12 protein-coding genes are annotated in these 12,328 nt (G+C 36.0%); 7 read left to right on the top strand and 5 right to left on the bottom strand.

Going from position 1 to position 12,328, the window contains the following annotated elements:
- Positions 1 to 13: 13 nt before the first annotated feature.
- Entirely contained in the window at positions 14 to 691 is a 678-nt protein-coding gene (locus C7D53_RS00230) for a DUF6759 domain-containing protein (protein ID WP_228422127.1), read from the top strand.
- 7 nt (positions 692 to 698) lie between these two features.
- Complete coding sequence (locus tag C7D53_RS00225) at positions 699 to 1,136, top strand: DUF6759 domain-containing protein (RefSeq protein ID WP_106914435.1); 438 nt, start codon at positions 699 to 701, stop codon at positions 1,134 to 1,136.
- Between the two features lie 137 nt (positions 1,137 to 1,273).
- On the opposite strand, the gene rpsB is transcribed toward C7D53_RS00225, so the two are convergent.
- The 3 genes from rpsB to rplM form a co-directional block, all read right to left on the bottom strand.
- Positions 1,274 to 2,035 (bottom strand): 30S ribosomal protein S2, encoded by a 762-nt coding sequence (gene rpsB, locus C7D53_RS00220; protein ID WP_045501217.1) that lies wholly within the window; start codon positions 2,033 to 2,035, stop codon positions 1,274 to 1,276.
- 183 nt (positions 2,036 to 2,218) lie between these two features.
- On the bottom strand, positions 2,219 to 2,605 hold the full coding sequence (gene rpsI / locus C7D53_RS00215) for a 30S ribosomal protein S9 (protein WP_034706090.1): 387 nt from the start codon (positions 2,603 to 2,605) through the stop codon (positions 2,219 to 2,221).
- Positions 2,606 to 2,611: 6 nt separating this feature from the next.
- Complete coding sequence (rplM, locus tag C7D53_RS00210; RefSeq protein ID WP_047385928.1) at positions 2,612 to 3,067, bottom strand: 50S ribosomal protein L13; 456 nt, start codon at positions 3,065 to 3,067, stop codon at positions 2,612 to 2,614.
- Between the two features lie 344 nt (positions 3,068 to 3,411).
- On the opposite strand from rplM, the gene C7D53_RS00205 reads away from it, so the two are divergent.
- The gene (locus tag C7D53_RS00205; RefSeq protein WP_106914434.1) at positions 3,412 to 4,518 is read left to right on the top strand and encodes a DUF3667 domain-containing protein; all 1,107 of its coding nucleotides are present in this window, start codon (positions 3,412 to 3,414) and stop codon (positions 4,516 to 4,518) included.
- Between the two features lie 40 nt (positions 4,519 to 4,558).
- On the opposite strand, the gene C7D53_RS00200 is transcribed toward C7D53_RS00205, so the two are convergent.
- Positions 4,559 to 4,891: a hypothetical protein gene (locus C7D53_RS00200; RefSeq protein ID WP_106915526.1), complete on the bottom strand. Its 333-nt coding sequence runs from the start codon at positions 4,889 to 4,891 to the stop codon at positions 4,559 to 4,561.
- A gap of 257 nt (positions 4,892 to 5,148) precedes the next feature.
- Between C7D53_RS00200 and C7D53_RS00195 the strand changes: the two genes are divergently transcribed.
- The 4 genes from C7D53_RS00195 (at position 5,149) to C7D53_RS00180 (ending at position 10,779) form a co-directional block, all read left to right on the top strand.
- Positions 5,149 to 8,496 carry a methylmalonyl-CoA mutase family protein gene (locus C7D53_RS00195; RefSeq protein WP_106914433.1) on the top strand — a complete coding sequence of 1,116 codons (3,348 nt, stop codon included), beginning with the start codon at positions 5,149 to 5,151 and terminating at the stop codon, positions 8,494 to 8,496.
- A gap of 18 nt (positions 8,497 to 8,514) precedes the next feature.
- Entirely contained in the window at positions 8,515 to 9,093 is a 579-nt protein-coding gene (locus C7D53_RS00190) for a hypothetical protein (RefSeq protein ID WP_106914432.1), read from the top strand.
- Between the two features lie 132 nt (positions 9,094 to 9,225).
- Positions 9,226 to 10,008: a hypothetical protein gene (locus C7D53_RS00185; RefSeq protein WP_106914431.1), complete on the top strand. Its 783-nt coding sequence runs from the start codon at positions 9,226 to 9,228 to the stop codon at positions 10,006 to 10,008.
- Between the two features lie 60 nt (positions 10,009 to 10,068).
- Positions 10,069 to 10,779 (top strand): Dph6-related ATP pyrophosphatase, encoded by a 711-nt coding sequence (locus tag C7D53_RS00180; protein ID WP_106914430.1) that lies wholly within the window; start codon positions 10,069 to 10,071, stop codon positions 10,777 to 10,779.
- Between the two features lie 31 nt (positions 10,780 to 10,810).
- Here the strand turns inward: C7D53_RS00180 and C7D53_RS00175 are convergent, their stop codons facing one another.
- The gene (locus tag C7D53_RS00175; protein ID WP_106914429.1) at positions 10,811 to 12,217 is read right to left on the bottom strand and encodes a pyridoxal phosphate-dependent decarboxylase family protein; all 1,407 of its coding nucleotides are present in this window, start codon (positions 12,215 to 12,217) and stop codon (positions 10,811 to 10,813) included.
- Positions 12,218 to 12,328: the final 111 nt, after the last annotated feature.

Raw genomic sequence — 12,328 nt, 5'->3', positions numbered from 1 at the left:
AAAACAACACTTGATGAAAAAAAAAATTTTAACGATTTTATTTTTCACTTTCCTTACCCCAGTCTTTACCAATGCACAAAAAAGCAGTAGAGACATCCTAAAAAGCACAAATATCAAGGAAATTGAAGAATATCTAAAGAACGCACACCCTGACGATCCGAAAAAGAGTGTGCTGAAACCGAAGCTCATTGCCCTGAAAAACTCTCAGTGGACCCAAGGAGCACTTACCGCCAAACCGATGGAAGCAAGGCCTGTATTGGCTGATATTCCCAAAAATGCAATGAAAGATCCCAATTCAAAAGAGGCGGAGGAATTTCGACGATTAATTGCGGAAACATCTACCGAACATAAGGAGAAAACAGAAAAACTCCTGAATGCAATGCTCAATGAGGATATTACCAAAAAAGAAGTTATCCTTTTATTTAAAAATAACTCAGACTGCAATATTGTTCTTAGGATAGAAGGAAAAGATTATTACAATCTTGCCGTTCCTGCTCATGGAGAAAACTTCATTGTGATCAACAAAGGCTCCTATACCCTCAACAGTAACGTGTGTGATATGAAGTACTTTTCCCAGAAAGAGGTAAAAAAAAGTATCTTTGTAACCATTGATAATCCGAAACAGCCAGTAGCTGAACAAAAGCCTGCTGCTCCACCGGAAAAACCCTTAAAAAAGAAAAGAAAAAAATAGAATAGGTATGAAAAAGCTATTAGCTCTCACAGGAATCTCATTAATTCTTACAAGTTGTAGTGCCAACTATGGTGGCTACCCTATAAGAAATCCCTACCCTACCAATAACTCTGGTGGAAGTGCGGCTAATACAGCAAGAGAATATAACGAGCTTATTAAAACCTATAAACCAGAAACAGCAGAGGTACTCAGCGATCTTCTAAATGATGATGATCCCGGCAACCTCAGAACCTCCATTTCAGTAGAGAATAAATCTTCTTGTAATATGGTCCTTACGGTAAGCGGAAACGGCTTTTTTAAGAAGATTCCCATAGGAGCCGGAAAGATAGGCTACACCATGGTTCCTAAAAATCAAAACTACCGACTTTCAGGAATGGTTTGCAACTCGTCCTATCAATCGACAAAGTACATAACAAGTTCCTATTCTATAACGCTTAGAAACTAACATAAGGCCACAGAATTCTGTGGCTTTTCTTTTATATTCTTATTTTAATAGACTAACCTAATATTTAAACATCTATAAAAGCAAAAAAACGCTGAACCTAAGTTCAGCGTTTTTCCTATATTAAAGAAAATCTTTAATTATTCTGCATCGAAATCAGCATCTGTATCAGCAGACACTTTTTCTCCTTCTTCTTTAGATTTTTCTTTATCAGCTTTTCTTTGAGACTGACCTTCTTTGATAGAATCAGAAACAATGCTCAAGATCATATCGATAGATTTAGAAGCATCATCGTTTCCTGGGATAACGAAGTCAACTTTTCTAGGGTCAGAGTTTGTATCAACGATACCGAAAACTGGAATACCTAATTTCTTAGCTTCAGTTACCGCGATGTGTTCTCTTAAGATATCAACTACAAAGATTGCAGAAGGAAGTCTAACCATGTCAGAGATAGAACCTAAGTTTTTCTCTAAGTTAGCTCTTTGTCTGTCAACTTGTAATCTTTCTTTTTTAGATAAAGTTTCGAACGTACCGTCTTTTTTCATTTTGTCGATAGAGTTCATCTTCTTTACCGCCTTTCTGATAGTAACGAAGTTCGTTAACATACCTCCTGGCCATCTTTCTGTAATATAAGGCATATTAAGTTCAGAAGCGTGTTTTGCAACAACTTCTTTCGCTTGCTTTTTAGTAGCTACGAAAAGAACTTTTTTACCTGCAGAAGTTAATTTTTCTAAAGCGCTGCACGCCTCATCTAATTTAACTGCTGTTTTATGTAAGTCTACAATGTGAATACCGTTTTTCTCCATAAAAATGTATGGAGCCATATTTGGATTCCACTTTCTAGTCATGTGACCGAAGTGTACGCCAGCCTCTAAAAGGTCTTTTACATTTGCTTTTGCCATGTTTTCTGTTTTTGTTAGTTTACTTTCCGTCTTTTAAACAATCAACAACTTCTTTAGATGGGAGAAGCGTTTGGATGCTAAACGTAACGGGCAATTTTTTTGTTTAGATAAATAGATTTTAGATAAAAGACAACAAATTGAATAAATTCTGAAATCTGAAATCTTGAATCTGAAGTCTGAAAATTAACGTTTTGAGAATTGGAATCTCTTTCTTGCTTTTTTCTGACCTGGCTTCTTTCTTTCCACCATTCTTGCGTCTCTTGTAAGTAAACCAGCTGGCTTTAATGCTAATCTGAACTCAGCGTTGATTTCGCATAAAGCTCTAGAAATACCTAATCTGATAGCCTCTGCTTGACCTGTATTTCCACCACCGAAAACATTTACGGTAACGTCGTACTGACCAACAGTCTCAGAAAGGATAAACGGTTGGTTTAATTTATAAACCATCACGTCTGTAGAGAAATAAGTTGCAGCATCTTTACCGTTTACTGTAATAACACCAGAACCTGGTTTTACATAAACTCTAGCTACAGAAGTTTTTCTTCTTCCGATTTTGTGAACTATAGACATAATTAATTATTTAAATTCGTTAACATTAATTGTTTTAGGCTGTTGAGCTTCATGTTTGTGCTCAGTTCCTTCATATAAATAAAGGTTCTTAAGGATGGCAGAACCTAATCTGTTTTTAGGTAACATACCTTTTACAGACTTTTCTAATACCTTTAAAGAATCTTTCTTTTGAAGTTCAGCCGCAGTCATAGACTTCTGTCCACCAGGGTATCCTGTATGCCAGATATAAGTCTTATCAGCCCACTTGTTTCCGGAAAGCGTAATTTTCCCAGCATTCAAAACGATTACGTTATCACCACAATCTACGTGAGGTGTAAAGTTCGTTTTGTGCTTACCTCTCAAAATCTTTGCAACCGTAGAAGCTAGTCTTCCTAACGGCTGTCCTTCAGCGTCTACCACAACCCATTCTTTATTAGCAGTAGCTTTGTTCGCTGAAACAGTTTTGTAACTTAATGTATTCACACGTTTTAGTTAAAGATTAAACATAATTTACCCCTAAAAGGGTGTGCAAAGGTACAAATAATTTTCGTAACCCAAAAACATATTTCATTTAATCTATATAATATCTGCTATTCAACTCTATAGCAATAGATTTTAACACTATTTATACTTTTGGCATAAAACTTGTAAAATGTTGTTGCGATGAAAAAAACGTTTAGAAGATTCTAAAAACACAACTGATAAAGTAAGAGTTTGGTCCCTCAACTCTTTCTTTATTAACTTTCCTTTAAAGATTTCCGCAAAAGCTTACTGATCCCATTATTTTATCACTGAAATAATTATATTTGCCTCACAAACTTTTACTCATGAGCCACGGAAAGATCAGAGAAGATAAAACCTGCCTGAACTGCGGGCATCAAGTTGAAGAACGTTTCTGCCCCCATTGCGGACAGGAAAATACTGAAAGACGCCAACCGTTTTATTTTCTTTTTACCCACTTTATTGAAGACTTCACCCATTATGATGGGCAATTCTGGGGTACGGTAAAAAATCTACTATTTAAACCCGGAAAACTTACAAACACTTATCTGGAGGGTAAGAGACAGGTATTTGTTCCCCCTGTAAAGCTCTATATATTTGTCAGTTTCATTACTTTCTTTGTGTTTGCCCTTTTTCCTATGGTGAATTTTAATTTTAATGAAGAGAAAGACCACAAAGATTCGGAAAAGACAGGTGTTATTTCCAAAATACAATCTCTGGAAGCTCAAAAAATACTGGACAGCATACAGGCTAAAAAAAACCTGACAGCAGAGGATTCAATGACTATTAAAGGTTTAAACGCACTTCCGGACTCCGCTAAAATAGAGGATGTTAAAGAAATATTGAACCTGAATAAGACAATAGATCCTGATGTGGAGTATGGACAATACAGAACGAGGAAATCCTATGACTCGGCTCTGGCTAAAAAACCTTCAATTTTTGATGTTATTCAAAAACCAGTGGCTCATAAATTCTTTGAGCTTAAAGAGAAAGGAGTAACTAAAAAAGAAATTGTTGTTAATATGATACAAAAGTCATTTCACAACCTACCCAAAGCCCTTTTCATCTATCTTCCGCTCTTTGCATTCTTTTTATGGGTTTTTCATAGCAAGAAAAAATGGTGGTATTTTGACCACGGGATCTTTACCCTGCATTATTTCTCGTTTCTTTTATTAACAATCCTGCTTATATTCTTACTCACCAAATTGATAGGTCTAGTAGACTTTTGGCTGGCTAATACTATTTTATATATTCTGGTGATGGCCTTATCAATATATAGTGTTGGATATTTCTTTATTGCTCACCGTAGGGTTTATCATGCACATGGCCTCGTAAGCTTTATTATTGGAGCCATATTATTTACCCTTAATTTATTTGCATTTACGTTTTTAGTTGTCGGTCTTGCTATAATTAGCTTTCTGATGATTCACTAAATAAAAAAACTGAGGCTGTCTATTTTGACAGCCTCAGTTTTTATTTTCTTAATGACTTGCTACCCCTGAAGCTAGCAAATAAATAATACGCTACAAAAACCGTAGAAAACTTTAGGATGGAAGGAATCGCTAATTCTAATTTAAAAATCAGGGTTCCCACCAGAACAAGAATTCCCATGGCTACAAATGATAAGCCTAGTTTTTGAGGTAAAGTAAAGTTGGGCGTATCCAAATAATAAGCAATTCCCCATGCAGTTCCAAAGGCAAAGGCATAATAAATATCCAATGCGATGTTCTCTGAACTTAAAAAGAAATAATTGATAAGGAAGCTTATTACCGTTCCCAATGCGAAGTACATCAAAGCTTTTTGCATGTCTGTAAAATATTTTGCAAAAGTAGAGAATTTAATTTGAGAATCTAAAGCCGAATCCATTTGAAAATGAAATCCCTGTAACTCATTTTAACTCTGCAACTCCCGATCTTTCAAACTTTTAAACACTTCAACCCAAAAAAGGGGACATTTAATTAAATAGCCTTAACCAAAATAGTGATAATCAATACTATAAAATCAAACACAGGGTTCTTTTTTTATTATTATATTTGGAAACTTAGAAACTTTCTAGAATTTTTATGGAAACCCAAAAATATACTCCAACCAACAAGGTAAGAATCGTAACTGCTGCCTCATTATTTGACGGGCATGATGCTGCGATCAATATTATGCGTCGTGTCATTCAGGGAACTGGATGTGAAGTTATTCACCTAGGACATGACAAATCTGCAGAGGAAGTTGTAAATACAGCGATCCAGGAAGATGCCAATGCTATTGCATTAACCTCCTATCAAGGTGGTCACAATGAATATTTTAAATATATCTATGACCTTTTAAGAGAAAAAAACTCTCCACAAATTAAAATTTTTGGCGGCGGCGGCGGTGTAATCCTACCCGAAGAAATCGAAGATATTATGTCTTACGGAATCGACAGGATTTATTCTCCGGACGACGGTCGTGAACTTGGTTTACAGGGAATGATCGATGATTTGGTGAAAAGATCAGATTTCGCAACAGGAAAAGAAGTAACTGCGGAAGATTTAGACTCAATTAGCTTTGAAAACTCTACGAGTATTGCTAAAATTATTTCTGCCGTTGAAAACTTTTCAGAAGATAAACCTGAACTAGTAAAAGCCATTGACGAAAAATCAAAGGATTTAAATATTCCAATTATTGGTATCACCGGAACGGGTGGTGCAGGAAAATCTTCTTTGACGGATGAACTGGTAAGACGTTTCCTTCGTTCAAATCCTGGTAAAAAAATTGCCATTATTTCCATTGACCCTTCGAAAAAGAAAACCGGAGGAGCATTATTGGGAGACAGAATCCGTATGAACGCAATCAATGATTCCAGAGTTTATATGCGTTCTATGGCTACGAGAGAAAACAATGTTTCCGTTTCTCCATTTATCCATTCAGCTTTAAATGTTTTGAAACTTGCTCATCCTGATGTAATTATTCTTGAAACTTCAGGTATCGGACAATCGGGTTCGGAGGTTTCAGATTTTGCTGATGTTTCAATGTATGTGATGACTCCTGAATATGGAGCTTCTACGCAGTTGGAAAAAATCGACATGTTAGATTATGCAGATTTAGTTGCCTTAAATAAATCTGATAAAAGAGGTGCTTTGGATGCGCTTCAGGCAGTAAGAAAACAGTTCCAGAGAAACCACTTATTGTGGGAAAGTCCATTGGATGACATGCCGGTTTATGCCACAAAAGCGTCTCAGTTCAATGATCACGGAACAACAGAATTATACAACAGATTGGTTGAAAAAGTTAATGAGAAGTACTCGGATTTGAACTTACAAGGTTTTGTTGAACAGGAAATCACAGATGAAGTAACCATTATCCCTCCAAAAAGAGTTCGTTACCTTTCTGAGATTGTTGAAAACAACAGACAATACGATGCTAATATTGAAAAACAGGCAGAATTAGCCAGAAAAATGTATCACATTGAAGGAGTGAGAAGTTTTCTTTCTAATGAAACTTTAGATGCTGAATATCAAAAGGCTGAAAAAGATCTTCAACAGGAAAATATCGACTTCCTAAAAACTTGGGATGATACGAAAAAAGCTTTCCATGCTGAGTTTTACTCCTATTTTGTAAGAGGAAAAGAAATCAAGGTTGAAACCTCAACAGAATCTTTATCTCACTTAAGAATTCCAAAAATTGCTTTACCTAAATATACCGATTGGGGTGATTTGATTAAATGGAAAGGCCAGGAAAATCTTCCTGGAGGATTCCCTTATACTGCAGGAATTTACCCTTTCAAAAGAACGGGTGAAGATCCTACAAGAATGTTTGCAGGAGAAGGAGGACCAGAAAGAACAAACAGAAGATTCCATTACGTTTCTGCAGAAATGGATGCAAAACGTTTGTCTACAGCATTTGACTCTGTAACTTTATATGGTCAAGACCCTGCTTTACCACCGGATATTTATGGTAAAATTGGAAATGCAGGAGTTTCTATTGCGACTTTAGATGATGCTAAAAAATTGTATTCCGGATTTGATTTGGTGAATGCAATGACTTCAGTTTCTATGACCATCAACGGGCCTGCACCCATGTTGCTAGCTTTCTTTATGAATGCAGCCATTGACCAGAACGTTGAAAAATATATTGCTGAACACAAGCTTGAAGCCAATGTTGAGAAAGCCTTAAAAGCAAAATTCGATGACAAAGGCTTAGAAAGACCAAAATATAACGGCGAATTGCCTCCATCAAATAACGGATTAGGTCTAAAATTGTTGGGCTTAACGGGAGATGAAGTAATTCCGGCTGAAGCTTATGCTGAAATTAAAGCCAAAACAATTGCAACAGTTCGTGGAACGGTTCAGGCAGATATTTTAAAGGAAGATCAGGCTCAGAATACCTGTATCTTCTCTACAGAATTCGCATTAAGATTGATGGGTGATGTTCAGGAATATTTCATCACAGAAAAAGTGAGAAACTTCTATTCGGTTTCTATTTCAGGATACCACATTGCGGAAGCAGGTGCTAATCCGGTTTCTCAGCTGGCATTTACGTTGGCGAATGGTTTCACTTATGTGGAATATTATTTGTCAAGAGGAATGAACATTAATGATTTCGCTCCTAACCTATCTTTCTTCTTCTCGAATGGTATTGACCCTGAATACTCAGTAATCGGACGTGTAGCAAGAAGAATCTGGGCAAAAGCAATGAAACTGAAATATGGTGCTGACGAAAGAAGCCAGATGTTGAAATACCACATCCAAACTTCGGGACGTTCTCTTCACGCTCAGGAAATTGATTTTAATGATATCAGAACAACGCTTCAGGCCCTTTATGCTATTTATGACAACTGTAACTCTTTGCATACAAATGCATATGACGAGGCGATTACAACTCCTACAGAACAATCTGTAAGAAGAGCAATGGCGATTCAGCTGATCATCAACAAAGAATTAGGATTAGCGAAAAATGAAAATCCGCTTCAAGGATCATTTATCATTGAAGAGTTGACAGATTTAGTGGAAGAAGCTGTGTATGCAGAATTTGACAGAATTACAGAAAGAGGAGGTGTTCTTGGTGCAATGGAGACGATGTATCAACGTTCAAAAATTCAGGAAGAATCTATGCATTACGAATGGTTGAAACACACTGGAGAATATCCAATTATCGGGGTAAATACTTTCCTTGGTAAAGATGGTTCACCAACGGTTCGTCCGGGAGAAGTTATCCGTTCAACTGAGGAAGAAAAACAGGTTCAGATTGAAACTCTTCATAATTTCCAAAGATCAAATGAAGACAAGTCAGAAGCTGCCTTAAAAACATTACAACACGCTGCCATCAATCAACAGAATTTATTTAATGTAATGATGGATGCCGTGAAATATTGTTCTCTGGGACAGATCACCAATGCTTTGTTCGAAGTAGGTGGAAAATATAGAAGAAACATGTAGAATATAAAAAAACTAACAATGAAAACTCTCTTTAAAATTATTTGTTGCCTTGTTTTATTTTCATGTAGTGGATCAGATGATGACACTTCATCAGACAACAAACCAACTGAACCGCCAGTGGAAGGATATTTCCAGGCAAAAATTGAAGGTGTAGACAAAAAAGTCGAAAATAAAGGAACTACCCATTATGTAGAATGGAGAAAATCAAAAGATTCGCATAACCGCGATTATTATGGGATTTTCATATATGCTTATGACCAGGGATTTTATTTAGATTCTAAAATTTATACAGACAATATTGAAGTGGGTAAGGAATATGTTTATGTACATACCGATCTCCCCGCCTCCATGAATATGGATTTCAACTATTCTGAGACTTGTGTGGCTCCAAACTGTTCATCCTATTGGGGATGTACCAATAGTTTCTATGGGAAACCGACCGGAAAAATTACCATTACTTCATTTGATGGAAAAAAGATGTCCGGTAAAATAGAAACAAAGGTGAATCATCAATATTATGGGGTAACGGCTAATCAGACAAGAACCATTAGTGGTGGTGTATTTGTGAATGCAGAAAAAGCGACAGGAAGTTTATAATTTAGATCGTCCAGCAGTTTTTACTGAAAACATTATATCCACACCCTATTTTTGAATTATTTTCAGAAAATATAAAAGCCTCAAGGAATTTCTTTGAGGTTTTTTTGTATTTTTATTCTTCAACGTATAATCATGAAAGAAAAATTTCAAATTTCGAGTCCCTGCAGTCAGGACTGGGAGAACATGGAGCAGGTTTCAGATGGCAAATTCTGTGATGAATGCAAAAAAAAGGTATGGGATTTCGATCATCTTCCTGAAACAGAAATTGATGCAGTTTTAGAAAGCAACACCTCTATTTGTGTGAAAAAAACATATTTAAAACCTACTTTTTCAAGTGTATTTTTGGCCTTAACACTCACCTCTTCAATCTATGTGAATGCACAAACTGAAAATAATAAGTCTACCACTGAAAATGTATATCAAAAAGAGATTACAATAAAAGGAAAGCTGGTTTCTTCAAGAAATGCAAAGTTAGCAGCAGGAGAAATATCATTAGTGACATTGGATAGGCTGTACAGTGCAAAAGCCGATGAAAACGGAAATTTCACTTTATCTTTTCCGGAAAAAGTATTAACTGAACACAACATCGTAAGAATTGATTATACGACTATAGATTCAAACAATAAAGAAGTTACTGATTTTAAATCTTCCATCCTTAAAACCAATGAGTTATTGGGTAAACAAAACTTTGAGATTGAAAGAGAGTATATAACCATAGGAGCTGTTTACATATCCGATCATCAACCTCCTGATTATTATTTTCTGGATGGAAAAAAAGTAGGAAAAAGAAAATTTGAAAAAATAAAAGCTGAGCATCCTGAATATAAGTATTTAGCATTCTATGATGAAGTAATTGTTAAGAAGCTGTCTAAAAAAAGCTTTATAGAAAACCTTTATTTACTTTATTCTAAGTAAAAGCCTATAAATCCATGAAAATGATCAGGGATTTTTTATTTTCGCAGAACAATTATTCTCATGAAGCCAAAAGCCTTATTCAACTGGAGCAGCGGGAAAGATTCTACGCTTGCCCTTTACAAAATATTACAAGAAGATCAGTATGAGGTCTCTACTCTATTGACAAGCATTAATAAGGAGTTTCAAAGAATTTCCATGCATGGGGTACATGTTTCCCTTTTGGAAAAACAAGCTGAAAGTTTAGGGATTCCTTTAATTAAAATGGAACTTCCCAAGGAACCTTCTATGGAGGAATATCAGCAAATCATGAGTAAAACGATGTCTGAAATACAAGCTCAGGGCATCACCTACTCTATTTTTGGAGATATTTTCCTGGAAGACCTTCGTAAATATCGTGAGAATCAACTAAAAGCCATTGGAATGCAAGCTGTATTTCCTCTTTGGAAAAAAGATACTTTAAATCTTATCCACGAGTTTCTGAATCTTGGTTTTAAAACCATTGTAACCTGTGTAAACGGAAACTATCTGGACAAAACCTTTGCAGGACGTATTATTGACCAACAATTTATAGATGATTTGCCCGATAATGTAGACCCTTGTGGAGAAAATGGAGAGTTTCATACTTTCACGTTTGATGGCCCTATTTTCAAGAATCCTATTGATTTTGAAATTGGAGAAATTGTCAAGAAAACCTACCCCAAGCCTAAAGCCAATCCCGAAGATCAGGATGAAGAGTATCTTTTTTGGTTTTGTGATCTGGTATTAAAGTAAGCCCGAAAATTTCTTAACGGGCTTTTCAATATTATTTTAATGTGGTAATTATATCATTCATTAGATCAAATACCAGGCGAATATCATTTTCATTGGTTTGCCAGTTTACAAAAGCCGCCCGAATTCCTTTATGTTGGTTATAAAAGGTTGGAGTCATAAAAACCTTTCCTATTTTGTTAAGCAATTCCAGAAAATGAGCAACCTCATCCTGCTTGTTATCATCTTTTAAGGTAAAGCAAACGGTATTAAGCCTCACAGGAGCCAATAATTTAAAATCATTACTCTTTTCCACAAATTGCCCGAACTGTTTTGCAAGAGATACATTATTCTCTACGATATCCTGATATCCCTCCTTTCCATAAGCCATAATGGAAAACCATGCTGGCAGGGCCTTTAACCTCCTTGAATTCTCAGGAAGAAAATTTAAATAACTGAAGCTCTCCAACGGATCTCCAAGATAAGGAGCATTAGAATTTTGAAAAGTCTCTATCTGTAAAATTTTATATTGATCCTTAATAAAGAAAACAGCACTTTCATAAGGTACATTAAGCCATTTATGACAATCTACTGTGATACTGTCTGCATATTCCCAACCTTCCACAAGGTGTTTATAATTTTCTGAACACGCGGCAAAACCTCCAAAAGCTGCATCAATATGCCACCAGAAGTTATATTTATCTTTTAATTTTTTTATTTCCACAAAATCATCGAAATCAACAGTATTTACCGTTCCTCCGCTTGAAATCAGGAGAAATGGTTCTCCATTAAGTCCCATAATCTGATCTTCTAAATCTGCGATGGAAATTGCCTCACGATCTTCTTGTGTTTTTATTCTGATCATATTATTACTTCCGATTCCTAGCAATGAAAGTGATTTTATGGAAGACGAATGTGGTGTCGCTGTCAGTACTCTCACCGGTTCGGAAAGACCATCTTTAGCAACATCTCTCCCTTGCTGTTTTCCCAACCATTGACGAGCCACCGCCATGCATGTAAAATTAGACAGAGTAGCCCCTGTTACAAAGCCTCCTAAAAAGTTATCTGGAAGCCCAAGAAGCTTCAACATTAATTGTATCGTTTCCAGTTCTATATTGGCAGAAATGTCCCCCTGTCCTTTTACAGATTGAGTATTCTGATCATAAATAGTTGCCAGCCAATCACCGGCAATGGAAGCGGGAGTAGTGCCTCCGGTAACAAATCCCCAATATCTGGGTCCTGATGATCCAACCATAATAGGTTCGAATCTTTCATTGAATATTTTTAGTGTTTCTTCAGTTCCATAACCAGACTTTGATAGTTCCGGCTCAGCAGGCTCAAAAGGTTTATTTATTGTTACAGGTCTGTCCGCAATAGAATTGAGGTATTCTGTACCCTGCTTCTTTATGGCATCCAAAATATGGTCAATTTGGGCAGCATCATTTTTTAAATGGTCATTCATTATTTTTCGGATTACAGATAATTTATTCAAATGTATTGAATACTCCTCAAAGAATTATTAAATACTTATTAAATGCCTCAAAAAGTCTTTGTTAGCACACATTTTGCATAT

This window comes from Chryseobacterium aurantiacum (assembly GCF_003020585.1).
Lineage (GTDB): Bacteria > Bacteroidota > Bacteroidia > Flavobacteriales > Weeksellaceae > Chryseobacterium > Chryseobacterium aurantiacum.
The sequence above is the reverse complement of the archived record's forward strand: the minus strand, read 5'-3'. Positions and strand labels throughout refer to the sequence as shown.